The organism is Nitrospira sp. ND1 (genome assembly GCF_900170025.1).
Lineage (GTDB): Bacteria > Nitrospirota > Nitrospiria > Nitrospirales > Nitrospiraceae > Nitrospira_A.
This window is the reverse complement of record NZ_FWEX01000003.1, coordinates 1-26,995: the sequence shown is the minus strand read 5'-3', so window position 1 is coordinate 26,995 and position 26,995 is coordinate 1. Positions and strand designations below refer to the sequence as shown.

Annotated in this window: 16 protein-coding genes and 4 pseudogenes; 5 read left to right on the top strand and 15 right to left on the bottom strand. The window is 60.0% G+C overall.

Annotation, left to right across the window (positions count from 1 at the left end):
• Positions 1 to 2: 2 nt before the first annotated feature.
• From NSND_RS00130 to NSND_RS00085, 10 genes are all read right to left on the bottom strand, one after another.
• Positions 3 to 1,802 carry an RHS repeat-associated core domain-containing protein gene (locus NSND_RS00130; protein ID WP_235000118.1) on the bottom strand — a complete coding sequence of 600 codons (1,800 nt, stop codon included), beginning with the start codon at positions 1,800 to 1,802 and terminating at the stop codon, positions 3 to 5.
• Positions 1,799 to 9,208 (bottom strand): Ig-like domain-containing protein, encoded by a 7,410-nt coding sequence (locus NSND_RS21550; protein WP_080877039.1) that lies wholly within the window; start codon positions 9,206 to 9,208, stop codon positions 1,799 to 1,801. The genes NSND_RS00130 and NSND_RS21550 overlap by 4 nt, the downstream gene beginning before the upstream one ends.
• Before the next feature lie 263 nt (positions 9,209 to 9,471).
• Positions 9,472 to 10,122, bottom strand: a complete 651-nt coding sequence (locus NSND_RS00120; RefSeq protein ID WP_080877038.1) for a hypothetical protein — start codon at positions 10,120 to 10,122, stop codon at positions 9,472 to 9,474.
• On the bottom strand, positions 10,119 to 10,727 hold the full coding sequence (gene pilO, locus NSND_RS00115) for a type 4a pilus biogenesis protein PilO (RefSeq protein WP_080877037.1): 609 nt from the start codon (positions 10,725 to 10,727) through the stop codon (positions 10,119 to 10,121). The genes NSND_RS00120 and pilO overlap by 4 nt, the downstream gene beginning before the upstream one ends.
• Before the next feature lie 9 nt (positions 10,728 to 10,736).
• Positions 10,737 to 11,354: a PilN domain-containing protein gene (locus NSND_RS00110; protein WP_159450541.1), complete on the bottom strand. Its 618-nt coding sequence runs from the start codon at positions 11,352 to 11,354 to the stop codon at positions 10,737 to 10,739.
• Between the two features lie 62 nt (positions 11,355 to 11,416).
• Positions 11,417 to 12,367, bottom strand: a complete 951-nt coding sequence (gene pilM, locus NSND_RS00105) for a type IV pilus biogenesis protein PilM (RefSeq protein WP_080877035.1) — start codon at positions 12,365 to 12,367, stop codon at positions 11,417 to 11,419.
• A gap of 4 nt (positions 12,368 to 12,371) precedes the next feature.
• On the bottom strand, positions 12,372 to 14,093 hold the full coding sequence (locus NSND_RS00100; protein ID WP_080877034.1) for a GspE/PulE family protein: 1,722 nt from the start codon (positions 14,091 to 14,093) through the stop codon (positions 12,372 to 12,374).
• Between the two features lie 3 nt (positions 14,094 to 14,096).
• Complete coding sequence (locus NSND_RS00095) at positions 14,097 to 14,900, bottom strand: LysM peptidoglycan-binding domain-containing protein (RefSeq protein ID WP_159450540.1); 804 nt, start codon at positions 14,898 to 14,900, stop codon at positions 14,097 to 14,099.
• Between the two features lie 4 nt (positions 14,901 to 14,904).
• Positions 14,905 to 15,291, bottom strand: coding sequence for a prepilin-type N-terminal cleavage/methylation domain-containing protein (locus NSND_RS00090; RefSeq protein ID WP_235000115.1), 387 nt, complete (start codon positions 15,289 to 15,291; stop codon positions 14,905 to 14,907).
• 8 nt (positions 15,292 to 15,299) lie between these two features.
• Complete coding sequence (locus NSND_RS00085) at positions 15,300 to 17,741, bottom strand: secretin N-terminal domain-containing protein (RefSeq protein ID WP_080877031.1); 2,442 nt, start codon at positions 17,739 to 17,741, stop codon at positions 15,300 to 15,302.
• A gap of 322 nt (positions 17,742 to 18,063) precedes the next feature.
• Between NSND_RS00085 and NSND_RS21950 the strand changes: the two are divergent.
• A pseudogene (locus NSND_RS21950) lies at positions 18,064 to 18,330 on the top strand (transposase).
• Between the two features lie 536 nt (positions 18,331 to 18,866).
• A pseudogene (locus NSND_RS00075) lies at positions 18,867 to 19,813 on the top strand (IS110 family transposase).
• Positions 19,814 to 19,841: 28 nt separating this feature from the next.
• On the opposite strand, the gene NSND_RS00070 reads toward NSND_RS00075, so the two are convergent.
• Positions 19,842 to 20,024, bottom strand: coding sequence for an integrase core domain-containing protein (locus NSND_RS00070; RefSeq protein WP_080877029.1), 183 nt, complete (start codon positions 20,022 to 20,024; stop codon positions 19,842 to 19,844).
• Positions 20,025 to 20,026: 2 nt separating this feature from the next.
• On the opposite strand from NSND_RS00070, the pseudogene NSND_RS21090 reads away from it, so the two are divergent.
• Positions 20,027 to 20,275: pseudogene (locus NSND_RS21090) on the top strand (integrase core domain-containing protein); the annotation flags it as partial.
• Here NSND_RS21090 and NSND_RS21945 read toward each other — a convergent pair.
• From NSND_RS21945 to NSND_RS21940, 4 genes and pseudogenes are all read right to left on the bottom strand, one after another.
• Positions 20,242 to 20,445, bottom strand: a complete 204-nt coding sequence (locus NSND_RS21945; RefSeq protein WP_080877028.1) for an integrase core domain-containing protein — start codon at positions 20,443 to 20,445, stop codon at positions 20,242 to 20,244. The pseudogene NSND_RS21090 and the gene NSND_RS21945 overlap by 34 nt on opposite strands.
• 104 nt (positions 20,446 to 20,549) lie before the next feature.
• Entirely contained in the window at positions 20,550 to 20,891 is a 342-nt protein-coding gene (locus NSND_RS00055) for a hypothetical protein (RefSeq protein ID WP_080877027.1), read from the bottom strand.
• Complete coding sequence (locus NSND_RS00050; protein ID WP_235000117.1) at positions 20,888 to 24,568, bottom strand: RHS repeat domain-containing protein; 3,681 nt, start codon at positions 24,566 to 24,568, stop codon at positions 20,888 to 20,890. The genes NSND_RS00055 and NSND_RS00050 overlap by 4 nt, the downstream gene beginning before the upstream one ends.
• Before the next feature lie 57 nt (positions 24,569 to 24,625).
• Positions 24,626 to 24,730 (bottom strand): annotated as a pseudogene (locus tag NSND_RS21940) (RHS repeat domain-containing protein); the annotation flags it as partial.
• Positions 24,731 to 24,885: 155 nt separating this feature from the next.
• Here NSND_RS21940 and istA point away from each other — a divergent pair.
• Together istA and istB are read left to right on the top strand one after the other, a co-directional pair.
• Positions 24,886 to 26,124, top strand: a complete 1,239-nt coding sequence (gene istA / locus NSND_RS00045) for an IS21 family transposase (RefSeq protein WP_159450537.1) — start codon at positions 24,886 to 24,888, stop codon at positions 26,122 to 26,124.
• Positions 26,121 to 26,912: an IS21-like element helper ATPase IstB gene (gene istB / locus NSND_RS00040; protein ID WP_080877024.1), complete on the top strand. Its 792-nt coding sequence runs from the start codon at positions 26,121 to 26,123 to the stop codon at positions 26,910 to 26,912. The genes istA and istB overlap by 4 nt, the downstream gene beginning before the upstream one ends.
• Positions 26,913 to 26,995: the final 83 nt, after the last annotated feature.

The window sequence follows — 26,995 nt, the reverse complement described above, 5'->3', positions numbered from 1 at the left end:
CATTAGTCCTCCACTTCACATTTGTCGCAAGCTGGAATGATCATGTCATCTTCTCGGCCAGCTGTGGCCGATGCATCAAATGGATCAATCAGACTCCCTATCGCAGCTGCGGCTCCAGACCAGAAAGTATGTCCTGAACGGCCAGGCGTTTGAAAGTGCGGGCGGCCCCTAGCCCCTCCTCCAAAATCATGTCCTGAATGCTTCACGATGGTGCTACCATTACTTGCACCGTTTTCAACCTGATGTGCTTTCTGCCGGGTGCCATTGACCAAAACGTTTTCTCCTTGTTTGCGGGCCTGACGCATCTCCTCATCGGAGAATAATGCCTTTACTTTCTTCATGCACTTGTCCCCCAGCTTCACAATCCATCCAACAGGCGATAGACCGCTAGGGTCGATGAGATTCAGAGGATCATTGTTCACATAAGAATACAGGTTCACACCGGCAGCAATTCCGAATGGATCTGCTTGCAAGAACCGTCCTGTCATTGGATCGTAGTTTCTCGCTCTGTAGTAATACAACCCACTTTCCGCATCGAACTCCCGGCCCGTGTACGTGAAGGGCTGCTCCACGGTGCCCGGGCTATCTAAGATATTCCCATACGCATCATAGGCGTAGCTCTTGGCTGTTACTCCGGCACTGTCAGTCAAATCCGTGACTGAACCCAACGCATCCTGATGATAGAAGAACGTGCTCCCTGCTTTCGTGACCGCAATCGGCTCATCGATGCCTGGGCCGTGGTTGTAACGGGCTTGCAACACGTTACTGCCGTCGTACTCCAGCAGAATATCGTCCCCATCGTAGATATACCGCTTCGTCTGGCCATTGGCGATTTTCTCGATACGTCGGCCTAATCCGTCATACCGATACGTGCTCGTGAACGCGGGCGTGGCATTCCCTGCGGCGAAGTCTTCCACCTTGGTCAACCGATTCTCGGCATCATACGTGTACTGCGTGTAGTTGCCGGTGGCGAGCAGGGTTTTCCGCGTGAGGTTCCCATTGTCGTCGTACTGATACGCATGCGTCGCATCCGCCGTGAGCTGGTTCCCCGCGTTGACGGTGCTGTTGTTCGTCGTGCGATTGCCCACCGGATCGTACGCGAAGCTCTGCGGCGTCGCGAGGAGCGGATGGCTGGCACTCGTCAACCGATCCAGCGGATCGTAGCCGAAGGTCTGCGGGCCTCTTCTGTCCGTCAGACTCGTTCGATTCCCCACGCCGTTGTACAGGTAATCGGCTTTATTGATCTGGCTGCTGCTGGCGGTGAGCTGATGCAGGATCTGGGTGACCTGTGAAGCCGGATCATAGCTGTAGGTCGTCTGCGTCCCATTCGACAGGGTCGTGGCGATCCGGCGCGAGAGCGCGTCATAGACATAACTTGCCACGGGCTGCTCTTGCGTCCGGGGCGCTTGGAGCTCGGCCACCGTCCAGGCCCGATCCGCCATGGTGATCTCATCGAGCTGACCGGTGAATGGGTTGGTACCACAGCCGCCGGTGCCGATGCGCAGGCCGCCCGCCGGCAGGCTCGTCAAGAGCGGCGGCCCGTTGAGAAAATTCCAAAAGCCTTCCAGCTGGCCGTCGCGATAGAGCCGGAGTTCGGTGCCATTGCGGACCACCCCGAGCCGATGCCATTGCCCATCATTGACCCGCTGCGTCGTCGCCACGCTGACGCTCACCAACGTCGTCCCCGCCCCCGCGTCCGGTCCGGCCACGGCAACGCTGGCCGTGCCGTTCGGTTGGAGCTGCAGCTCCCAGGAGGCCGCGTTGGCCGGAGACGTGACGGTACAGGTCAGCCGGTCGCTCATGATGGTCTCGCGGCGCGTCGAGGTGGTCTTGATCCACAGATCCACCGTGGCCTGAAACCCGAATCGACCCACCGTGCTGGTGAAGCCGATCTCGTCGTCCACCCCGTCGAACTGAAAGGCCTGTCCGGCCAAGCCGGCCGCGACGCCATCCCGTTGCGCAAGATCCCGGAGTTGGTCCCTTGGGCATCGGCCGCCGTGCCATCGCCTGTCCACCAGGCTACCAAGCTCGCCGTCGGCGGCGGCAGGGTTACGCCATCGCCCAATCCGGTCAAGCGATTCAGCCCGTCATAGTGATAGCTGGTTGTCTTGATCCCGTCGGCCAGGGTCAGCCGATTGCCGTTCGCATCATAGGCATAGCCGAGGGAGACCGTCGGTTGATGGGGCGAACCGGCGGTGGTGACGTTGAGCAACCGATTGGCCAGGTCGTAGGTCATGGCCAGTACGCTATCCGGATCGGTCACGTTGGTCAAGTTGCCGGCGAGATCATAGAGGTAGCTCGTCACCTGGCTGCCCGGCAGGGTCTTACTGAGCAATTGGTTCACGGCATCGTAGGCGAAGCTGATGGTCTCGTTCTTGGGCGTGATTCGCGTGAGCAGATTGTCGTTCCCGTCATAGGTATACCGCTCGATCTTGCCAAGGGGATCGGTGGTGCTGAGGAGCCGGTTCCGGCTATCGTAGGCAAAGGTGGTCATCTGGTTCTTCGCATCCGTGACGGTCAGCAGATTGCCGGTGCCGTCGTAGGCATAGGCCGTGACACCCGTGTTGGGATCGGTGACCTGGGTGAGCCGGTTCTTGGCATCGTACACGAACGTCGTGATGCGGTTCAGCGCATCTTTCGAGGTCGCGACGTTGCCCGCCGCATCGTAGGTCAGCGTGGTCGTGCGATTCAGCGGATCGGTCGTGGTCAGCAGTCGGCCCAGCGCGTCATAGGTAAAGGTGGTGGTCTGATTCAGCGCGTCCTGGGTGTTGAGCAGGAGACCCTGAGGATTGTACGTGAACGTGGTCACCTGGTTCAGCGCGTCGGTGATCGTCAGCGGGTTGCCCTTGGCATCGTACGCAATCTGCGTCAGGTTGCCTTTGGGGTCGCGGATGCTGGTCACCTGGTTGAAGGTCGGCTCGTACGTAAAGGTCGTCGTCGCCGCAATGGCCTGCTCCGTGCTCGTGAGCAAATTACCGTTCGCGTCGTAGGTCATGGCGGTGACCGCGCCATTGGGACGGACGATCTGTGTGGGATTGCCCCGGGCGTCCCGCGTGATGGTGGTCACGCGGTTCAACGCATCGGTCTGCTTAGTGATACGGCTCAGCGCGTCCAGTTCAAAGGTCGTGGTGTGATTGGTGGCATCCGTAAACGTCGCCCGGTTGACGCTCGTGGCACTCACGGGCGCCGGGTTGCCGGCCGTTCCCTGCCCCGCAGCGAAATTGGGCACCGCAATGGTGTGACTGGGGGTGACCGCGCGAGTCGCCCCGTCCGGCGAGGTCGCCTGGGCAAATCGACCGCTGGCATCATAGGTGTATTGCGTGACCTGATTCCGGGCGTCTGTCCGACGAATCAGCCGATGCTGTGCATCATAGGCGAACGTCACTGCCGTCCCATCGGCGCCGCGAAGCCGCTGGAGGTTGCCCGCCGCGTCATACTCCAATTGCGTCACGCGGCCCGCCGGGTCCGTGATGCTCTGCACCGTGGTGCCACTATACGCGAGCGTGGTCACCTGCCCGGTCGGGTCCGTGATCGTCACCAGTCGCCCGCTGCCGTCATAGGCATAGGTGGTCTGGTTCCCGTTCCGATCACGCAGACTCGTGCACAGGCCCTGCGGGCTGAATTGGGATACCGTGCCGTCTTTGGCGGTTCGGGTATAGGTGCCATCCACCTGTCGCACCAAGACCGCATATTCATCCGGGGGACCTTGCAGCGTGATGGCGGTCGGGCCCGCCGGGAGTACCGGTCGATAGCCGGGAGCGCCAGCCAGGTAGCCGATCGCGTTCAAAAAGAAGGTGCGATTCGACCCTTCCGTATAGCGGTTCGACCCCGCACCACCCGTATAGCCGGAGGCCACGATCTCTTCATCCCCGATCAAGACCGCCCGGCCCGCGCCGGAGAAGACCGTCCCGGGCGGCAGCAGGAGGACATTCGGGCCGAGATCATTCCGGGCCAGGACGGTCGCCAACCCGGCGGTCGCATAGCCCGCGTTCCCACCGGTCAGCAGCGGACTGATGATCGTCCCGAACGGCCCATTGCCCAGCGGCGACGTGAGGCCCTCCGGCGTCACGTCCGCCGTGAGGTCGCCGATGAACGGCGCGGGCAAGGTCCCGAGGAGCAACGGCCGGGTCACGGCCGTATTCCGAATTTCCAGGACGGTCCCCCCTTCGCGCACAAATTGCTCCAGCACTTGCACTTCCGTCGCCGTCAATTCCGTCGTCAGCAGATTCACCACAAACACATCCACCCCCGCCAATGCCGGGAGGGTGACGACGTTGAGGCCACTCCGGAAGGTGACCGGTCTGCGAACGGTCCCGAGCGCACCGAAGTTGGCAGTATTCAAGAGGTCGGCGCGTGCCGCCGCATGCATCGCCCCCGCGACAAAACTGGCGTTGACCCCGCTGACCGTGAGGCTGCGGGCCTGGTCGAAACTCTCCACCACCAGTGGCCGTCCCGCCGCGCCATACAGCAGCGTACTGCCGGTGCCCTTCGCCAACACCACCGATCCGTCCGCTTGTGGGTAGAGACGATCCAATGCCGTCAGGGTCCAGCCGGCGCCGAAGGGGCTGGCCTGTTCGTTCCGGAGCAAGACCTGACTGCGGGTCACCCCGCCGATGCTCGACTGCGGGTAGTTGGAAAACAGGAGGAGCTCAGAGGGATAAAGGCCGGTGGGCAAGGCACTGCCGTCGAATTGCACACCGAGACGGGAGACGGAATCCGCATTTTCCGGTAAGGCGCGACTATCCCAATACCGATCCTGTCCGAGCTGGACCCCGCCGATTGAGAGGCGCGCCGAGAAGGTCGTCGGCACGGCCGCCTGCACTCGAAGCGTCGCGTTCATCGGGACAATGCGTTGCACATCCGCATTGGTCGACCGATAGTGGAGGGCCAGATCCCGCGTCACCCCCAGCGTGCGAATCCCTGGGATGATTTCGTCCAGGGCCAGAGCACCGGCTGTGAGGTCCGCTTCCGAGCCCGTCCGACAGGCCACACAGTCCCCGTCCTTGCTCGGCACTTCGGCGACATCTCCTCTGGATTCCGGAGGCATGGCAAAATGCCAGGCCGTCTTGCGAACCCCTCCGGTGCCGGGAATCATCTCCACGGTCGCCCCATCGGCACTGACCCGCATCCGTCCAACCACGAGGAATGTGCCGGTGTCCGGATACAACGACCACAGGTCAAACTCGTTGCCCGGCGGCATGTTGTCCACATTCGGAAAGGTGATGGGGACGGGCGGATCGAGGATGACGCCCGCCGGTTGAATCGTCACCGAGAGACCTGGCCGCAATTCCACGGGACGCGATTCTGGGCGCCCGTATTCCGGGACAGGGCTGATCGTCAGCTGCCCCGTAAAGGGCGTGCCATCGGCATTCTTCGCCCGGCCCGGTGGAATCACGACCGTCACATGGGCGGTCGCACTCGTCAGTGTCGTCGTCGCGACTGGATTCACCGTGACCGCCGTCGCCAGATCCAACGGCGGGGTGGTGACGGGAGTCGGCAACACATTCGCCGTATTGGCGATCAGATCGACCGGCGCCACTAAGTTCGCATACCCGGCCGGCAGCCCAGTCACGACGAGGAGTTGACGCCCCGCCGGATGGCCGGCAAAGGCGAGGGTGAATTCGCCCGCTGTGTTCGTCGTGGTCGTCGTCGGCACATCGCGCAAGGACACAGCCACGCCGACGACGGGATTGCCGGAGCTATCGTCCACTCGGCCAGACAAGCTGGTCGGTGCGCCGGGGACGGCCCCCGTCACGGTGAGGGCGATGGTTTCCGACGAGGAGACCGATCCGTCAGAGGCCACAAAGACAAGGTTAAACGTCCCCACCTGCGTCGCATCGGGCGTGAAGGTGAAGACACCCGTCTGGCCATTGAACGTCATATGTGCCGGCAACGTCGGCGACGCGGGCGCGGCCTGCTGCGCACTATAGGTCACAGGTTGTCCGTTGGGATCGACCCCGGACACCGTAAAGGCCAGCGTGCTGCCTAACGACAGGGTCTTGTTTCCGATGGGCGAGAGAACGGGCGCACTATTGAAGAGGGTGAACGGCAGTGGACTGGTCGCGGTGCCGAGCGGGGTCGTGACCGTCACCGGTCCCGTGAGGGCCCCGGCGGGCACGGCGGTGGTGAGCGAGCTCCCGGTCGTGCTGACGGAGAGGACCGTCGCAAGGACACCACCGAACCGGACCTGATTGTTGACCGCCACGGGATTGAAGCTCGACCCGCTCAGCGTCACCACCGATCCGACCACACCACTGGCAGGACTCACGCTGGTAATTACCGGGAGGCCGGCGGTAATCGTGAGTGTGCTGCTGGCCGGTTGCCGCACCGGCGCGGTGGCGGTGAGGATCACCGATCCGATCCCGGTCGCGGTGACTTGCACCGGCGTGGGCGAGGTGGTTTGTCCAGCCGAGATGACTACCGAGACGGGGCTCAGGAGCGCCGTGCCGCTGCCGGAAATGGCCAACGTGACCGTGAGGGCCGAAGCGGGAGCCACAGAGGTTCCAACCGTAAACAGCGCGCTCTGGCCGACCGTCAGCGACGTCGTCAACGGCGTCACCACCAATACCGGCGCGGGCTGCACCGTGAGCGTCGTCTCGCCGGTCACCGTGCCGACCGACGTGGTGACGGTGGCCTTGATCGTCGTCGTCCCCACCGCGAGCGCGCTCGCTATCCCGGTGGTACTGATGCTCGCGACCGTCTGATTGGTCGAGCTCCAGGCGATGTCGTTCGCCAGCGGTTGGCTGCTGCCGTCGGTGAACAAGCCGGTGGCCGTGAAGGCGATCGCCTCCTCGACGAAGGCCGTCGGGGCAGCGGGATCGAGCGTGAGCGATTCCACTTCAGGCGCCGTGACGACCACCTGGGCGGTGGCGCTGGTGCTGTTGAACGAGGCCGTAATCGTCGCCTGGCCTTCGGTCTGGGTCGTGACCGGGAATGACGCCGTCAATTGCCCGGCGGGGACGGTCACGCTCGGCGGGACCGTCACGACCGAGGTCGCACTATTCTGAAGCGTGATGACGGTCGGATCCGTCGGGGCCCGATTGATCGTGACCTGCAAAACGCCCGTGCGGCCCTTAGCCAGGGTGAGGGGAGCCGTCACAGGGGGAATCGGCCCAAGCGCGGTGACGACCGGCGGAGGCGGGACGATATTCACGCTGGCCGTCGCCGTGCCATTCAACGTGGCGGTGACCGTCGCCGTCCCGATGGTCAGACCACTCACCGAGACCGGCGCCGTCGTGAGCCCAGCCGGCACGGTCACACTGACCGGCACGCCCACCACCATGGCATTGTTGGTCGTGATCGGGACCACCGTATCGGTGGCTTGCGCGGCATTGAGGGTGACGGTGAGCATCCCGGTCGCCCCCTGCACCACGGCCAGCGGACTCGGCGTGACTGAGAGCACTTGCGGCGGCTGCGGCGTCACCGTCACGGTCGCCTGCTTACTGATGGCGCCTAGGGTCGCGGTCAACTGCGCGGTGCCCGTGGCCAAGGCCGTGACCGTGAAGGTCGCCTGCGTCTGGTTCGGCGGCACGGTCACACTTTGCGTAACGGGAATCTGGAGCACCGTCGGTTGGTCCACCGAGAGGGCGATATCGGTCGGGCTGCTTTGGGCCGCATTGAGGGTGATGGTCAACGTACCGATGGCCCCGACGACGAGGGACTGGCTCGCCGGCTGGAAGTCCACCAGGGCCACCACCGGTGGCACGACATCGATGGCGGCTTCGGCCAATGAACTGCCGAGGGTCGCCCGAACCATCGCCGTGCCCAACGCGACTGACGTGACGGTGAACGACGCGGTCGTCTGACCAGCCGGGATGATCACGGACGGCGGGACCGTCACGAGGCCACTGGGGGTGCTGGTCAGGGTCACCACCGTCGGGCCGACTTGGGCCGCAGAGATCGTCACCGTCAATGGACTCGTGGCGCCAAGCGTGAGCTGGCTCGCCGGAGGCGTGAGCGAGACCACGGTGGGCAATGCCGGAGTGACCGTAATATGGCTGCTCGCACTGGTCCCATTGAGGGTCGCCGTGATGTCGGCTTGACCCGCCGTATTCGCCACCACGTTGAAGGAGGCACTCACCTGACCGGCCGGCACCGTGACGGTCGCCGGGACCGCCGCGATACTGCCGGCGGAACTGCTGAGGGCGACGACCGTATTCGTCGCCTGAGTGGCATTGAGCGAGACGGTCAGTTGTCCGCTGCCGCCTTGGGTGATGCTGAGAGCGGATGGAGCCAGGCTACTGATGGTGGCGGTCCCACCCACCACCCGAACGGTGCCGGTGATGGTCTTACCATTGAGGGTGACTTTGATCTGGGCCGTCCCGGCGCTCACGCCGGTGACCGGGATGGAGCCCACCGCTTGGCCGATGCCGACCGCGACGCTACTCGGCACCGTGGCCACGTTGGTCGCGGTGCTGACCACCGACAGCGTCGTCGCCTGGAGCGGGACCGGGAACAAGAGGGCGAGGATCGGACTGGTCGATCCGGCCTGAATGGTTTTGGGATTGGGTAGCAGTACGACCGGCTGCGGCGGTGGTAGGGCAATCGTGACGCCGACGCGGCTGGCCCGAGTGAGGGCATCGAAAAAGGCGCGTACCCCCGTCACGCTGGCCTTGGTGCCGCAGGCAGCATTGCTGGCTGTGGTCCCCATGCGGGCCGACACCCGAACTGCGAGGGTTTGGGTCAACGTATCAAGTTGGGTCGTCGGGATGCTGCCCAGCGCGATGCTAATGTCTTGGGCCGTACTGGCGGAGGCAGTCAGGGTACTCACGCAGCGCGTGAGGCCGGAACTCAGGACTTGCCCATTCACCAGTACGTCCACCAACACATCGATTTTGCCGCCGACATCGCCACTGCTTTTGAAGCCCAGCCACAGACGTGCATTGGTGAGCGCTGTGAGGGTGACTTTGCCATTGATCCCCGCGGGCGGGGTCCAGGACCCGATCGTCGCCCAGGGATTGCCGCCACTGAATGCGAGGCCGGCGGAATCCTTGGTCTTGGCTGTCAGGCTGAGCGGTGGAATGAGGTCCGCCGTCAAGGTCGGGGGATTGGCGGTCCCCCCGCTCCCATGGAGATAGGCATCGAGCGTGATCGTCGCGGATTGTGCGAAGGCCGAGGTGACGGAGAGCAGGATGGCGCCCAGAAGAGCCAGTCCCCCCGCCCCGATGATGCGATTCATCATGCCGGTTCGAACACGCGCGTGGGTCATCGACGATCCTTTGTGAGCGGTGAACAGCAGCAGGTGGTGCGGGAAGCACGCGAGGAGCGGGCGTACGTAGCCTTAACTAGCACGGCATCTGGCTTCTGGCGAACAGATTCGTGTTTTTGGAGGGCACAAAAATGGCCCGGGACGAGTGGCGGCGCGCTAGGCCCGTTCGGCCCTAGCGCGAATCTCGTGCACCCGGGGACTGGTCCACCAAGGCCTGACCGAGCAACGGATGTTCGTCGGTGCGCCTGAGTGACCGTGAAGAATTACGAAGGTTCGATCGAGGACTCGGTCTTCAGCTGGATCGTGGTTTCGACGTCGGCTTGTGCCGCGAGGATCTTGACGGTCGTGGGAGTGATGGAGGCCACCTGAAATTGACCGTCGAGAGTATCTCCAAGATGAATGATATAGATCTCCTGGCCCTTGCCGAGAAACGCCTGTTGCTCACCCTGCCCGGTCAGGTACCCAAGATAGCGGTACTGCGCCATCACTTCACGCAGTTGCTGCCGGGCGCGCTCCCGCGCCAGTCGCGCGGCCTGTTCGGCCACTTCTTCCGGAGAGGGCATCGGTGGCGCGGGTGGCACCACCGGCATCGCGACCACCGGGATCGGAGATGGCACCTCTTTCTTGTTCACCGCTGCCCTGACGAGGCGCTTGTCCGATGTCGGTGTCTCAGCTGCTTCGAAAATGTTGCGTTTCGGCGTCGACGGCAAGTGCGCCGCCACAATCCGCATCGGACGTAGCTCCAGGGCATCCTTCGCGACATGTGATGTTGCCGCCTTCGCCACAGGCTGCCCAGAGGTATAGGTCAGTGGCACCTCACTCAACTCCGGCAGACTGCTGACCTGCACCGCGGCCACCGTCGCCCACAGTCCCATCAGCCCACCAAGCATCACGTTTTTTCCAGGCACTCTCATGACAGACTCCCCGTCGTTGGATTCGGCCGCAAGAACGTCGCGACCGTGACATGAAACACCACTGAAGACGCCCCTCCCTTCTCACTTTTCGCGGTTCGACTCGCGTTGAGACTTTCGATGACCACATAGGAATCAGCGGATTCCAATCGGTGGATGAACCGATAGACCGCCGCATACTCGCCGGTCACGGAAAACGAGATCGACGCCTTCACCGGCATGCCATCGGCGTGCGATCGCTCGACCGCATATTGCATTCCGGGAATGGTCACTCGCTCGCTGCGTCCCAGTTCAGAAATGGCGAGCGCCAGTGAGGCAAACTCCGTCTCGGTCGGAAGGCCCCGCCAGACCTCGTCTAGTTTCAGCTTGACCGTTCGCATCTCCTCCTGTGTCTTGCGTTTGGCCTGCAGTGCGGCCTGCGCCCGCAAGGTGGTCTGATAGGCCGCTTCGACCTGAGCAAGATGCTCCTGCGCAGGGCTCAATCTGTAAAAATAGTTCGTCGCGGCAAGCACACAAGCCAATACCGTGACACTCATGAGCGGTACGCAGGATAGGAGAAGCGATCGGCTCATCCCCGACCACTGCAGGTGTTTGAACAAGTTCGCCATACCTTCCTCTTACCACGACGGTCGATAGCCTACGGTCAACTGAAAGTCTACCCCTCGTCCAGGTTGCATGGTATCCGGCGTAGCCATGCTCGCCTGCGACGCTCGGGCCTGCTGACTCTCCTGATGCTCAAGGCGATGACTGGCCAACGCCGCATGCCAAAACGCCGCATGGTGTTCCAAATTGGTCATGAACGCATGGATGTCTTGCAGCGAAGCCGCCGATCCGTGAAGCGCCACCGTCGAATCCTGAAAGTGTAATTGAACGGTACGAAGGGCCATATGTGGGGGAATGGTGGTCTCCAAATCTGCCAACAAACGGGACCATGAGAACGCCCGCTTCTCGGCGAGCCGATTGACGAATAATACATCGCGCTTGATGGTCGCGATCTGATCCAGGGACAACGTCAGTCGATCACGGGTCATGCTCTCTGAACGGCTGGTATTGGCCTGATTCAACCGCTGCACCACTCCATCGAGGTGTGTGGCGGTCTCCTCCATCACCACACTGTCGTTCCACCACGTGAACGCCACTGCCAATGAGGTACAGCACACGACGACGGCCATCCACTGCATCACACGCAGGATGGTAATGGCAGCCGGCGTGACCGAGAATACGACGTGAGGCACGGGACTGCTCGCACTCGGCGAGCGCAGGAACGGAAACCACGCCAGGCCCACCGGATTTCTCATCATCCGACCACCGCCGCCATCGCCGAGAGTCCGTTCAAGGATCCCGTCTGGTTGTTGAGATGGGCTGGAAGACTGTCCCATCCCAGTGGCACGACCTCGATCTGCCATCCACCCTGAGGGCCCGGCACCTTCACCGTCGCCTCCCCTCCGAGCAGCTGCGTGATCGATGCGTTCGACTGACTACCGATCAAGTACAGAGGAAACGAGGACTCACCCGTTTCATGGCTAGTCGTCGCCTGATCCGCCATGTACTGCAGGGTTCCGACCAGTTCGCGTCGAAGATCCTGCGTCCCGCCGGTCATTGATCGTGTGCGAAGAAACACTGGCTGCCCCTGATCGAACAGCAGCAGCATGAACTCGTCCCCTGCCCAGTGCATCACGCACAGCCGTCGAGCGCCCTTCATCAGACGGCGATAGAGGCCGATGAGTTGAAGGTGCGAGAATCCCATTGAGACAGGGATGAGCCCAGCCCGTGCACAGACGTCCTCATATTGATCCAGAATCGTCTGACGCACCGCCACAGCCAGCACCTGGGTGCGTGTCCCGGCGGGGAAGATCTGCATCATCACCCGAGCGTCGCCAATCGTCAGGTTGAGGTCCTCGCGGAACCGCCACTTGATCAGGCCTGCTCGCTCTTCGGGATCGTCAGGGAACCGATCGAACGCAAACACCCCCATATGCATCGCGCGATTGGGCACACTCAGGGCAATCGTCCGCTCGCTGAGCCCTTCGGTCAACGCGCGCAGTTCCTGCGCGAAGGCATCCAGATCGGTGATGTGCGGCTCGGTTGCGGAGACCTTCAGCAAGCCACTGGGCAAAGGACGCTCCAATACCTGTTTCACGATTGGCCTGCGGAACCACGGCCGGCGCAGAGCAACCAGACTCAGTGCGGATGCAGACACGCTGATGCCGACACGGGGACGACGGATGGGAAAGAGTGTGGGCCTCATACGGCTATCCCAAAAATGTCATCCGATTGACTTCTCGCATGGTGGTCTCCCCTCGTCGTACCTTCTCCACGCCGGCTTGACGCAAATCGGTCATCCCCTGCTCGACCGCCGCTCGCCTGATCTCAGACGGCGGCCGCCGATCCAACATCAGTTCTCGGATTCGATCTGTGAGGGGCAGAAACTCTGTAATGGCATGGCGACCGCGATACCCCAGTCCATGACAGTCCAGGCACCCTTTCCCTTCATACACGGGACGGTCCTTGAAGAGTTCGAAATCAAACCCCAGTTGTTCACACAGAGCCTGAGACACAGTGTGGGGGGACTTACACAATTCACAGATGGTGCGGACCAGTCGTTGGGCCATGATGCAGTTGAGGGAGGAGACAAAGTTATAGGGTTCGATCCCCATATTCACGAACCGGCCGATCACATCAAAGGCATTATTGGCGTGCACGGTTGAGAAGACTAAGTGGCCGGTCAGGGCAGACTGGATCGCAATTTGCGCCGTCTCGGCATCACGAATCTCCCCCACCATGATCTTGTCCGGATCATGACGAAGAATCGATCGCAACCCTTTGGCGAATGTGAGCCCCTTCTTCTCATTCACGGGAATTTGCACGACGCCCGCCAATTGATATTCGACGGGATCTTCGATCGTAATGATCTTGTCTTCTTTCGTGTTCACTTCGTTCAGGGCGGCATAGAGCGTCGTCGTCTTGCCACTTCCGGTCGGACCGGTCACCAACACCATGCCATAGGAGGCCGTGATGGCACGGCGAAAGCGGTCCAAATCTTCCTTCTTCAATCCCAACGAGTCGAGGTGAAGGCCATTCCGTTTCGCGGCGAATTCTTCCTTGGCGAGAATACGAATGACGACCGATTCCCCGAACGCGCTCGGAATCACAGAGATACGAAAATCGATGGTGCGTTTATCGAGTCTGAGCTTAAACCGCCCATCTTGCGGGACCCGACGCTCCGCAATATCGAGATCCGACATGACTTTGATGCGAGAGACGAGTGGATTGTGGAACCGCAGATCCAATGGCTCCATGGCCAGGTACAACACACCGTCGATGCGATACTTAATCTCCGTGACGCCATCCGCAGGCTCGAGATGAATATCACTGGCCCGCTTCTGCAGCGCGTTCAGGATGATCGTATCGACGAGTTGGACAATCGGACTCAGATCCCGCTGCACCTTGTCCACAGAGAGCACTTCTTCGCCGTCATCGTTTTCGCGGACCAGAACGGGACGGAATTCATCTTTGATCTTGGCCACCACCTGGCTATTCCGTGTGCTCTCTCGTAGCGAATCGGCGATGGCAGAACGAGGCGCCACGAGGATCCGACAGCTTCGCCCAACCGCCCGTTCGATCTGATCAAGCCGTCGCACATCAGTGGGATCCGCCAGCGCCAGAAGGAGTTCTCCCTCTTCTTCTCCAACCGGGACACATTCAAACTGCCGCATGACATCGATGGGGATGAATGAGAAGGCCTCAAAGTCCACGCGGAATTCCTGAAGCGAGTGGTACGATACCCCGCATTGCTCAGCCAGCGCTTGGGCCAGCTGCACGTCAGAAATCACGCCGTTGGCCACTAAGGACGCGTGGAGTTGACGTTCCGGGCCGGATACCCCCGATGAGGCCTGTTCGGCCTGGGCTACCGTGAGAGAGCCCCTGCCTACCAGCACATCGAGGAGGGTCGCCTGTCGAACCAGTGTCGGCATCGTTTAACGCTCCCGTTCAATGGATGAAGGGCTTGGAACCGGCACGAGCAATTCTCGACCGACGGCGATCACATCTGTCGGCAAATGATTGAGCTCCTGAATCGCTGACACGGTGGTGCGATACTTACGCGACAGGCTCGACAAGGAGTCTCCTGGCTGCACGCGAACCCGAAGCACATTTGATGGAGACTGGGTGGTATTGACGGCCAACACCGAGATGGCTGATATGGAAGCCGGACCGTCAAAGAATTGAGCTTGAGTCCCTTGCAGGGACGATGGAATCATCGCTGGTCGCGATGGTGCATAATTTTTTCCCATCGGCGCCAGAAAAGCTTTCTCCGAAGTGCGTGAAGCCTTCTGGCCGATGTCCTGCCGTACGTCTTCGAGTTGCTTAGTGAGCACCAGCAGCCCCTCCTTGAGATCCTTGAGCGACTGGTCATTCTTCGTAAGCAACAATTGGTCCCGCTCCGCTTTGAGGGCATTTATCTCGGCCTGGCGAACCTCAACTGATTGCCTCTGTTCAAGCTGCCGTTGATGAGTGTCTGCATTTTCTTGTCGAAGTTGAGCAACCAGGGCCCGCAGCTCAACCAATTCGGCTTCTTTTTTGGCCGCGGCGATCCGCGTCGCGGCCATCTCAGACCGGAGCGTCGAGAGCTCCGCCTCGCGCTCCCGTGCAACCGCCAGAACCTGCTCCCGTGTATCAACGGAAGTCAGGTGGTCCTGACGCTGGCTCGCACATCCCACCGGTATCACGCCCCCGGCGATCAGCGTGACGGCAACTGTGAGGGTCCGAAAACGACGGTCCATCCACCTACCATGTGTTATAGGGCGTACCCTCTGGTCCGACGAGCGGACTGCCACTGTGGATATCGGCGATCCCGCCGCTCTCCCCTTCATCGGCCATCACCTGCCAGGTTTGGTCCGAATGGGTAAACGGATCGACGGGAATCCGCTTGAGATAGCCCACCTGCACTAGCTCGCCCAGCGCTGAAGGATAGGCCCCCTTGTCGGCCCGATACTGGTCCAGCACGTCACGCATGGTCGCCAAGTCATACTTGAGGGTCCCCTCACGTGCCTTGATGACCGAGCGCTGAAAGGAGGGAATCGCCAACGTCGCGAGAATCCCCACAATCGTCACCACCATCATCAGTTCGACGAGGGTGAAGCCTCGGTTGCCCTGTCTGAGTGTGCCTATCACTATTGGCCTCATCGCGCACGAATGATGGCGCGGCTGGTGCCCGTAACATCAGTCCCTGCCGTCGAGGCCTTCCCGGGCAACATCTGGAGGTCCAGAGGAATCTGTCCTGGGGCTTTGGCCTGAAAAAACAGCATGGCAAGGAGCCCTTCGCCTGACGGCACGGCACCGTCGCGGCGAAGCGTCAGCATGATCTGGCCGTCGGCCGTGCGAGACGCCAGTGCCACCATACCGGGTGTCACTCGATGGAACTCCAAGAGCTTGGGATCAAACGTCACAGTGACTGAGATCTCGCTGATCTGTTCGAGATGCAACGCCGTCAGATCGACTCGAAACTCTTGCCCGACGGCAGCGGAGAGATCCAACGGCCGGAGCACCAGCGATCCAGTCGCCCGCGCGACTAGATCTCCAGCTGAGCCAGTGGTCACAGGAACTGTGCCCTGCCCGTTTGGCACGGTGGGAAGACCTGATGGCGGAAGTGCCTCGTGCAGCGATCCTGCTCCAGCAGTCAACCCCGTATCGGTTGCTGGGGCCCCGCTACCCGGTGGGACAGCAGGCATATCTGGCCGCGATCCCAATGAACTGGGAGCAGGATGCGGCCGTTGACTCTGACCGGGTGACTGCGAGACAGGGATCGCTTGCGGAGCATAGAGCTGCGATGTCGCGAAGGTATTTTCGGTCCCCGACCAAAAGGCCTGGGCGGCCGAGGACGGGAGATCCATGTTGCGAACCACGCGAGGCGTAATCGTCAACACGACCTCCGTGGACACTCGATCATCCTGTTTGGAGGTCAGGATGTCGCCAAGAATCGGGATGTCTCCAATGAGGGGAATCGTGGACTTGGTCTTGCGTTTTTCGTCCTGAATGAGGCCGGCGAGCACCACCGTTTCGTCATCCTTCAACATCAAGACCGTTTCTGCCGTCCGCGTACCGAATTTAAACTGTTTGATCTCCGGCGCGGCCTGCAGGGTCACTTGATCGCCCAACCGCGTCACCTCGACCTTGATCTTCATCATCACTTCGTTCATCAAATTGATGGTCGGTTCGACGGTCAATTTGACGCCCACGTCCTTGAACTCAATGGAGGTCACGGTCGAAGTCGTTGGCACCGCCCCGGTTGCGGCTTGGCCTGGCAACACGTTCGTCGTGGATAACAAGATCGGCTGCTTGTCGCCGACGTTGATGGAGGCAGACTTGTTGTTCATCACTCGGAGCTTGGGAGAGGCCAGGGTCTGGGCATCGGATTCTTGTTTGAAAAAGTCCAAGATGACGCTCGCTGGCAAGGTAAACAGATAGCTTTGTGGACCAATGGAGGTGAGCTGCTGATACGTAAACTGCGTCGTGGCCGTGGAGATCCCACCCGATCCGCCCGTCGGGACCAGTCCTGTTCCGGCTTGTTTGGCATAGTTCAGTCCGTACTTCAGACTTTTCGTGCGATTGACCTCCAGCACCTCGACGTCCAGCTCCACCTCCGGTTCCCGGCGATCGATCGCAAAGAGTAATTTCTCAGCGAGTTGCAACTTCACGGGTTCCTCACGCACGACGATCGCATTCACCTTCTCATCAACATAGATATGCTTGCTCTCCAGCATGGTCCTGAGCAAATTCACCGCGTCTTTCGCCTTGGCGTTATTGAGATAGTAGGTCCGCATCAGGAGATCCTGATACTGCGCCTGCTTTTGCTTGTTGTTCGGCATGATCAACAGCGTCTCGGGCGCCACGCGCTGGGCAACCATGCCATTGGTATTGAGGATGAGGTTCAAGGCATCGTCGAATGCCATCTCCTTGAGGAAGATTGTGATCGGTTCGTCCCGAACCTCCTTATCGAAGATCACATTCAGGCCGGCCGTCCTCGCAACGATTTCGAAGACCTCTTTCAGCTTGGCGTTTTGGAACCGTAACGAAATGGGCTGGCTGGATCCTCCAAACATCTTCGTGGAGCGCTGTTGTGCCGTGATCTCGGTAATGTGGGTCAGGGCCTGCGTCAGATGCGGATCGAGTTCGACCGCTCGTTCATAGGCCGTGAGAGCCTCCTCGGAGCGTCCTAGGTTGAGCAGCTTATCGGCCGTGTGCAGTTGGTCGTTCGCTTCCTTCAGCCGCAGCGCATCCGCCATGCCCGTATGGTGATCGACTTTGGTCGGATCAAGCCCCAGCGCGGCCTTAAACTCGGTCAGGGCATCGGCGATGCGACGCTCCTCCAATGCTCGACGCCCATTGGTGTAGTGGGGGACCGCCGCCTGTTGCTTGGCAGCCTCGAGTTTCTCTTTGAGCGCTTCATCGAAGGGGTCGGTTTTGAGGGCGTCCCGGTAGACCACCACAGCTTTATCCCACTCGCCCTCTTCGGCCAGGCGTTCCGCGCGTCGCACGGTGGGTGAGGCACAGCCGGCCAGCAGCGTGAGCACGAGAATCAGAGACGTAGTTTCGGACCAAGATTTCAAGGGTGGTAGAGGCATACAGCGGTCTCCAAAAACGCCATTTTGCAAGCCATAGGACCGATAATTTTGCTGTCATTCACCGCAACCAGCATGGGCTGACTCAGTGTCAGCAAGCCCCTGTCATGTGTACCCTGAGAAGGTCCGGGCGACAATCTCCCCAGTGGTAGGGACTCAAAAGGAGGGAGATTGGCCCTGAAGGAGCCGCCGTGAAGATTTTCAAAAGATGGGAACAGGAAGTTCGCGGCCGAGTTGGGCGGGTACTATGTAAGCTCCCCGTAAATCACGACACTCAGTAAAGAGAACTTTCTGGCACAATCGTCACCCTAGCCAGGAGGTTCCGATGCGCCAGTCGAAGTTCACCGAAACGCAGATTGTGTCGATTCTGAAAGAGGCCGACGCCGGACGCCCGGTTCATGAGATCTGGCGGCACTACGGCATCAGCTCCGCCACGTACTACAAGTGAAAAGCGAAGTACGGTGGGCTGGAGGCCTCCGATGTGAAGCGGCTCAAAGATCTGGAGCACGAAAACAGTCGGCTCAAACGGATGTATGCCGACCTGTCGTTAGAGAATCTGGCCCTGAAGGATGTCATCGCAAAAAAGCTCTAAGGCCTGCTGAACGGCGGGAGGTCGTCACGCATCTGGTGACGGTCAATGGCCTTCCGATTCAGCGGGCCTGTCGTGCCGTGGGATTGAATCGAACCACATACTATCGGCCGCTCGTGGATTGGGCGCGGCGGGATGCGCCAGTCACCGCGGCCCTCACGACCCTGGTCGCGGCCAAGAGTCGGTGGGGGGTTCTGGAAATGTTGTGATCGACTCCGGCTGGATGGGCGTCCCTGGAACCATAAGCGCCTCTGGCGGGTGTACTGTCAGTTGCGGCTGAATTTGCCACGGTGGACCAAGAAGCGGCTTCCGGTTCGCCTGCGCCAACCGCTGGTCGTGGTGAGACCTTGTATCTTATTCCCGTTTCCTCAAAGATGTCTTTTATCGTTCTCTGGGGCGCGATAGACCGACGTGACCAAGGTTTATGAAGACCGCGGGGAAGCGGGGTCATCGCGCCCTGCCCATCCATGAGCCCGAACAGTTGCGTGGGCCACAGAGCCCGCATTATGCAAGGACGGGCCACAAGGGAGGACAGTCCCATGAAGCCACTGGTGTGTGTTGGTATTGATGTCTCCAAGGCTCAGTTGGACGTGGCCGTACGCCCCAAGGGATCCCTCGGGCTGCCACATGATGAGACGGGGATTGTGCAGGTCGTTAAGTACCTGCAACCCCTGGCGCCCACGCTGATTGTGCTGGAGGCGACTGGTGGACTGGAACTGCCGCTCACCGGGGCCCTGGCTGCCGCGGGCTTGCCGGTCGTGGTCGTGCCCCCCGTCAGGTGCGAGATTTTGCGAAAGCCGCCGGGAAGCTGGCCAAGACGGATAGGCTGGATGCCCACCTCTTGGCACGCTTTGCGGAGGTGATGCGGCCGGCACCACGGCCGTTGCCTGACGAGCAGAGCGTGGCCTTGGCGGCAATCCTGGCGCGGCGGCGGCAACTCATCGAGATGTTGACGGCGGAAAAGAATCGCCTCGGTGGAGCCCGGACGGCGATCCGTCAGAGCCTCACAACCCACATCGCCTGGCTGAAACGAGAACTCGGACAGACGGATGTCCAGTTGACACAGGCCATTCAGAACAGTCCTGTCTGGCGTGAGAAAGACGACCTATTGCGGCGTGTGCCGGGCGTGGGGCCCGTGTTGACCACGACCTTGTTGGCTAAACTGCCAGAGCTCGGGGCCTTGACCAGCAAGCAAATTGCCGCGCTGGCCGGTGTGGCGCCACTTAACCGGGATAGTGGGACCCTGCGCGGGAAACGTACGGTCTGGGGTGGCCGTGCGCACGTCCGGGCGGTGCTGTACATGGGGGCCTTGGTCGCCACCCGCTATAACTCGGTGATCAAAGCCTTCTATCACCGCCTGTGTCGTGCAGGCAAAGCCAAGAAGGTCGCGTTGACCGCCTGCATGCGCAAGTTGGTGACGATACTCAATGCGATGGTGAAACATCGGACCCCATGGCGGGCGGAACCACTAGTGCAACATGCTTGACATCAAAGACAGTTGCTTCCCCCGTTTGTTACACCACGGCCAACGAAGTTGACTCCTGTGCAGGCTGGGGCTGGTTGTGATGGTGGTTGATGAACTCCATAGGTGTCAGATTCCCGATGGCACTGTGCGTCCGCTCTTCATTGTACTCTCGTCGCCAGGCTTCAATCACAAGCTGGGCTTCTTGTAGCGTCAGAAACCAGTGCTCGTTCAAACATTCGGCTCGACAATGGCCCGGAACTCATCGCAGAGCGCATTATGACCTGGTGTGCCGACCGCGGGATGGAGCTGCGGTACATCCAACCCGGAAAACCGGATCAGAATGCCTTCATCGAGCGGTTCAATCGAACATACCGCACCGAAGTCCTCAATGCCTATGTGTTCGAGTCACTCGATCAGGTCCGGGAGATCACCGCGGAATGGTTGCAGAGTTACAACGAGGAGCGGCCCCATGACGCGCTGGGGGGACGTAGATGATTGTAGTCCTCCTGCCATCGCGCTAACTTCTCCCGTGCATCTTCAAATGTGAAGAGCACTTCCACGTTTAGACACTCATCGATGAATCCGTTCTCGACGGGCTTGCTCGGTCGAATACAATCGAGCTGAATCCCATGGCAATACGCCCGGGCGTCCATGGCATACCTGAAAAATTCTCTGCCGCAGCATAAGCGGAACCAGGGGCATCATTTTATGCTCGCTCTTACTTCGACTCCTTCGATCACCCATTTGTTTTTTGCCATTAAATCCGGGAAAGGCATCCGGCAACGAGATTTCCATAGTGTGATTTGAGCCCCGGCAAAAATTTTGTCCGCCCTCCCTCGATATCGTCAAGAAGCGCAAATAAGTCTGGTCGAAGTTCAGATAAATGGAAATCTGCAGCCAGATCCGCCGCAACCATCGTCCTTGGCTCAGATCGCAGTGATATCCACTTTCGTAGCGCAATCACAAGAGGCTCTCGTTGACTTTTGACAATCCGTTCAACGTGGAATTGCAAATGGCGATACGATTGTTCGCCTGAATCAGGGGCGGGACTGTTACTCCACATTTCCTCAAGCCACTCCAACATCTCAATCGCGGTCATCGGATCCTCTGGATAGCAGTCGCCGGAACATTGGCGCCTTGGATTGTATGTTGAATCCCACCACCAGGCATGTTGAATAATCTCGGTACAAGCTCTGGTTGTGAAATGTCAACTCCCATGGAGCGTAACATCTTCACATCTACCTGGAATACGGCATCACGGAGTCCTGCGTTGGGAGCGAGAGCAAGATCTATTTGAGCCTGTAAGGGGCTAAGATTGTCTGTGGTAGTGAGATAGATTTTGCCATCCATTCCCGGGCGCAATCCATTTTTTATGATGCTTTCAGCGTCGCTGCTAAATCCGTAGTGATAAAGACTCTCCGCTGCAGGCTGCTCTCCAAATCCGAGCAATCCACTAAAAAAGTTCCATCCTCCTTCGAAGACAGACTTGATTGCTGAGCCTCCCAATGACAAGAGAACTGCCCCTGCATTCAAATCTGCGGCAGTCACATAGGGTGCAAACATCCGATCGATCCATTGCATCTCGCCCCTATTCTGCTCAAGGCCGAGTAAGCGGTCATTGATGAAATTTGTTCCTGAAAGATCACCATGCATAGATGGACCGATTGCATCGGCATAAATATTTCCAAGAGTCGATAGTGCCTGCGATGAAGAGTGACTTGGATCTCCAATGGAGCCAAGACCAGATTGATAGGCACACCACCAACAACCAATATCATCTGGCTCATGCCCCGTCGGATCAATATAGCGGAACGGATTGTTCTTAACGTAGCTGTATCGATTCAATGACTGAGGGTTCGCCGGCTCGGGCACTAGACTGTCAGGCGATATGAACCGACCTAAGGATGCATCATACTGTCTGGCTCCGTAATCATAGAGCCCGGTAGTTGCATCGAATTCCTGTCCCGTATATTTGTAGGGGACATCAACAGCCGGTGAGACACTCGAATTGTTTATGCGGATAGCGCCGTAGGGAAAGTAGGTGACGGTTTGAACTTTTGCACCGACACTGTCCGTCATGACGCTTGACGAACCCAGATGATCAGTATGGTAGTAGTAAACAGAACCACTCGCGCCCACAGTGGCAATGCGCTGACCCTCCGCGAAGACCATGCGTGAGCAACTGGCATTGTCACACTCGTAGAGTTTACTGACGTAACGGGTAACAGTGGATCCTGCCGTTTTCTTCACCCGCCTGCCATCTCCGTCATACACGAACGTCGTAGTTTGACCCGCAATCGCAATCGTCAGTGGTTTGTTTTCGAGATTGTAGGTGAGCGACCGGCCCGCACCGGCGGTCAGATTGCCGTTGGAGTCATAGCTATACGTGTTGCTCCCGGCCGTCGTCACGGCATGGGGGCGGACGCTGTTTGAGCCACTCACGGGATAGGTGTAGGTACCCACCTGGGAATTCAAGGTGAGATTCCCGAGTTCGTCATAGGTATAGGTGAGTGACGCATTGGCCCCCGCGGTGCCATACGGACCGTTGGCCAAGGTCAACCGATCGAGGCTGTCATAACTGAGGTGCTGATCGCCGGCTCCGGCCACGACCAGGTTGTCATAGATGTCGCTGACGTTGCCGTTCGCGGCATACACATAGCGCAGGTCTTGGTAGGTCGTGCCGCTGCCACCTGCGGTCAGCACGATGGTCGGGGTGAACACCGTGTTGTCGCAGGAGGATGTCGTGAGCTTATTGGTGACAAAGTCGAGTTGGTCATTGACCGCAACCGTGTTGGAAAGATTGAAGCTATAGCCAGTGGTGTCGCCCGCCGCAATGGTCTGTTGCCAGAGGACGGTCCCGTTCTTCTTGATGGTCACTTGCACCCCATCTACGCCACAGGAGGTATCACCATCAAACGTATTGCCGGTGATTTGAACGCTCCCCCCCTGTGGGGCCACCCAGCGACGAACAGCATCGGTGCTGTTGCCGGGATGACCGCCATCATCCCAGAGGCCAATATACCCATCTGACCCGCTCCAAAAATTGCCGTTCCAGGTGAGCTGGGCTCCCGTTGAGCTCAGGTAGTACCAGCCGTGCTGCCCCTGCACCCCGGAGAAGTCCGTCACGGCACTGTAGGTCGTACTACTGCCGCTGCCGCCACCTCCACCGCCAGCGGTCGTGAGCACGATGGTGGGGTTCAACACCGTGCTGTCACAGGAGGAGGTGGTGAGTTTATTGGTGACGAAGTCGAGTTGGTCGCTGACCGCAACCGTGTTGGAGAGATTAAAGCTATAGCCAGTGGTGTCACCCGCCGCAATGGTCTGTTGCCACAGGATGGTCCCGTTCTTCTTGATGGTCACCTGCACCCCATCCACCCCGCAGGCGGTGTCGCCATCGAAAGTGTTGCCCGTAATCTGCACACTGCCTGCTTGCGGGGCCACCCAACGTCGCACGAGATCGGTACTGTCACCGGGATGGCCGCCGTCATCCCAGAGGCTGATGTACCCGTCTGACCCGCTCCAGAAATTGCCGTTCCAGGTCAGCTGACCCCCGTTGGAGTTCAGATAGTACCACCCGTGGAAACCTTGGGTGCCTGAAAAATCGGCCACGGCATTGTAGGTAGTACTGGTTCCACCACCCCCGCCTCCCCCACTACCCGGTCCGGTGGTCTTGAGGGTACACAGCCGGAAATTTTGCTGGCCGCAGACGGTATTGTTGGCATTGGCATAGGTCGTCGTGGTCGAGACGCCGTTACCATAGGTGGTCGTGCCGGCTTGCCCGAGCGGATTGTAGTTCGTGTACTGAATATAGGTGGTGGTGCCCTCGAACACCTTGTCCAGTACGGGACCATTGTAAGCGTAACCGATGGTCTTCACCGGTGTGCCGGGATAGGTCACGGTCAGGAGCCGTCCTAATCCATCATAAGTATTCTGGGTCGTATAGGTGACTCCGTCGAGCGTTCTGTCGCTCCGCAACACGCGCCCCATGCTGTCGTACTGGAACACAACTGTCCCCGAGGCATCCAAAATCTGTTGGAGACGCCCCTTGCGATTGTTTGTTGTGCCGTCATAGGTGTAGCGAATGTCGCCCGACCCAAGCGCCTTTTGGGTCGTGAAGTCCTTTTGCACCTGCCGGTTGAGCGCGTCATAACGAAACCAGGTAACCTGTCCCTTCGCATCCGTCTGGTCGGTGAGATTGCCGTTGGCATCATAACCGTAAATCCAGTACCCCATATCTGGATCACGCATGTTCTTTTTTCGGCTCTGCTCATCATAGGTGAGCGTCGTGACGTTGCCTTTGGCATCGGTCACCGCGATGAGATTGTCTCGGTTATCATATTGATAGACTGTCGTCGCATAAGGCGATCCGACATCTGTCGTGCATGTGCTGAAGGTTCCTTGATATTCATCCACGCGAACGGTTCGCCCATAGGCGTCCTTCGTCACGCGCTTGCGATGGTCAGCCGCATCGATGGTGCCGGTGACCCAATCGTTGAAACAGACCAAGCTTCTGGTGCCGTCCGGGCTATCCAGGCGAATGACACGGCCCAACGCATCGTGACTGCTCGTGCTCCAGCGGCCTGCGGCTGACTCAAGGGTCTTAAAATACGGCAAACTTTTTTGACGAATGGCTCCACGGCTCTCATATTGGATTTCGGTGACGGTTATTTTGTTGTCCGGTGCGGTTGCCTCCTTTCGAACAGACCGGCCCAGCCCGTCAAAATAGTTCCAACTGGCAAGGGGGCTAACAAGTCCAGCTCCTGAGAGCGTGGTCATCACGTGCTGTGTTCCCACACTGAATCCAGTTCCATAATTGTAAGCTAAACTCGTGATGCCCCCGTCAGGTGCCGTAACTTTCGTCTTCCGGCCTACTCGATCGTATTCCATCAGGGTGACTTGACCATTGGGATCCGTCACGCTCTTGACCTGACCGTACAGTCCTTTGTGTCAGTAATCATGCCAAATTGACCCCTGTCATCATGTGAAATGGACCCCTCCCCCACAACCAGGAGAGGACACCCATGGAGCTAGCAGAACCAGTGCGCACCCCACTACCTTCTTCTCGGGAGACGGCTCGAACGGAGGAGGATGGGATGCTGCGAGAAGACGGCGTGCGAGAGGTGCTGGCGCGACTACAGCGCGGCGAGCGTATCAAAGCCATTGCGCGGGATCTCGGCGTGGCCCGCAATACCGTGAAGCGGTGGCAACGGCTGGGGGGCTGGCGCCCGCGGCCGTCGGGACCCCGCCCCAGTCAGATCGATCCCTATCGGCTATTCGTGGAACGCCGCGGCCCCGAAGTGAATTGGAACGGCCGGGTGCTCCATCGGGAACTGCAGACGTTAGGATTCGCGGGGACCTACCAACAAGTGCAACGGGCGATTCAGCCGCTCCGCGTCGATCGCGCCTGGGCGACCGTGGCGACTGTGCGGTTTGAGACGACTCCGGGCCAGCAAGCCCAAGTGGATTTTGGCCAAACCCGTCTCTGGATTGGCGACCGGCTGGAAGTCATCCACATCTTTGTGTTCACCCTCGGGTACTCTCGCCGACTGTGGGCGTCGGCTTATCCGCATGAACGGCTCAGTGCGCTCCTCGATGGGCATGAGCGGGCCTTCCAGCATTTTGGCGGCGTGCCGTTGGAGTGTCTGTACGATAACCCCCGGACCCTGGTCCTGGGCCGGCGCGAGGGCCGCGTGCTCTGGCATCCGGTCTGGGAGGATTTTGCGCGGCGCTATGGGTTTACGCCGCGGGCCTGCCAGCCGTATCGGGCACAGACCAAGGGCAAAGTAGAAAGCGGCGTGAAATATGTGAAGCGCAATGCCCTCGCGGGCCGCCGGTTTGCGTCGTGGGACGCCTTGAACGCCTGGCTGCAGGAGTGGACGGTGACGGTCGCGGATCAGCGCGTCCATGGGACGACGCATGAGCGGCCGATCGAGCGGTTCGCCCGGGAGACGCTCACGCCGCTGGGCTCGCGGTCCCCCTATCACTATGAACGGGTGCGTCTGCGCCGCGTTCCGGCCGATGCGCTCGTCGCCATCGCGGCCGCCCGCTATTCTGTGCCGGTGGAGTATGTCGGCACGACCGTCCACGTGCAGGAGAGCAGTCGTCACTATGAAATCTTCCATGGCGGGGTCTGCATTGCGCGGCATGCCAAGTCCCCGCGCCATGCGGTGGTCGTGGATCGGGCGCACTATCGCGGGCTGCTGCGCGCGGGCGGACCCGCCCCCACGCCCCGGCCGCCCCAGTGGGATCCTGGGTATGGGGACCTCGGCGAGGTGATGGTCCGGGATCTGGCCCTCTATGCCGCCGTGGCCGAACCGGGCGGTGCCTCATGAGCACGCCCCAACTGGAGCGACTCCAGGCACACTGTCAGCGCCTGCGCCTCTATCAAGTTGCCGCCGAACTGCCGAGTTTACTGGAGCAGGCGGCCAAGGCGGAACGCTCCTATACCGACTTTTTAGAGGAGGTACTGCGGCGCGAGGTGCAGGCCAAGACCGACAAGCATCTGGCGATGCGGTTGGCGATGGCGCGGTTCCCGTTCCAGAAGACGCTGGAGACGTTCGACTTTAAGGTCCAGCCCTCCATTGATGTGAAACTGATCCGTGAACTCGGCACCGGGCGCTATCTGGAGCAGGGCGAGAATGCGTTGTTCCTCGGGCCGCCCGGCGTCGGCAAAACGCATCTGGCCGTGGCCCTGGGCATCGCGGCCTGTGAACAGGGCCACCGCGTCTTGTTTACGACCGCCATGGGGCTCCTCGCGACGCTCGGCAAAGCGCTCTCCGAAAACCGGCTGGAGGACCGGCTCAAGGTGCTGGCCCAGCCCCAGCTCTTGATCATTGATGAGATCGGGTATATCCCCATTGATCGGCAAGGCGCCAATCTGTTCTTCCAGCTCATCTCTCGGCGCTATGAGAAGGGCTCGATCCTGCTCACCAGCAATCAGAGCCTCGGCGCCTGGGGCGACGTGTTTGGCGATCCGGTGATCGCCACGGCGATTCTCGACCGGCTCCTCCACCATTCCATCACGATCAATATTAAAGGTGAGAGCTATCGATTGCGAGAGAAGCGGAAGGCGGGGCTCTTCAAGTCCCCTGTCGGTGCCGCGGCCCAGTCGGAGTCATAGCGCCATCACATGCAGATTCAACTCGGGGGAGGGGTCAATTTCACATCAGAATAAAAGGGTCAACTTCGGCTGATGATTGACAC

Coding starts and splice junctions, on each gene's coding strand:
- NSND_RS00130 (WP_235000118.1), bottom strand. CDS start 1,802: ATGAGCGACCGGCTGACCTGTACCGTCACGTCTCCGGCCAACGCGGCC.
- NSND_RS21550 (WP_080877039.1), bottom strand. CDS start 9,208: ATGACCCACGCGCGTGTTCGAACCGGCATGATGAATCGCATCATCGGG.
- NSND_RS00120 (WP_080877038.1), bottom strand. CDS start 10,122: ATGAGAGTGCCTGGAAAAAACGTGATGCTTGGTGGGCTGATGGGACTG.
- pilO (WP_080877037.1), bottom strand. CDS start 10,727: ATGGCGAACTTGTTCAAACACCTGCAGTGGTCGGGGATGAGCCGATCG.
- pilM (WP_080877035.1), bottom strand. CDS start 12,367: ATGAGGCCCACACTCTTTCCCATCCGTCGTCCCCGTGTCGGCATCAGC.
- NSND_RS00100 (WP_080877034.1), bottom strand. CDS start 14,093: ATGCCGACACTGGTTCGACAGGCGACCCTCCTCGATGTGCTGGTAGGC.
- NSND_RS00095 (WP_159450540.1), bottom strand. CDS start 14,900: ATGGACCGTCGTTTTCGGACCCTCACAGTTGCCGTCACGCTGATCGCC.
- NSND_RS00085 (WP_080877031.1), bottom strand. CDS start 17,741: ATGCCTCTACCACCCTTGAAATCTTGGTCCGAAACTACGTCTCTGATT.
- NSND_RS21945 (WP_080877028.1), bottom strand. CDS start 20,445: ATGGACGCCCGGGCGTATTGCCATGGGATTCAGCTCGATTGTATTCGA.
- NSND_RS00055 (WP_080877027.1), bottom strand. CDS start 20,891: ATGACCGCGATTGAGATGTTGGAGTGGCTTGAGGAAATGTGGAGTAAC.
- NSND_RS00050 (WP_235000117.1), bottom strand. CDS start 24,568: ATGACCACGCTCTCAGGAGCTGGACTTGTTAGCCCCCTTGCCAGTTGG.
- istA (WP_159450537.1), top strand. CDS start 24,886: ATGCTGCGAGAAGACGGCGTGCGAGAGGTGCTGGCGCGACTACAGCGC.
- istB (WP_080877024.1), top strand. CDS start 26,121: ATGAGCACGCCCCAACTGGAGCGACTCCAGGCACACTGTCAGCGCCTG.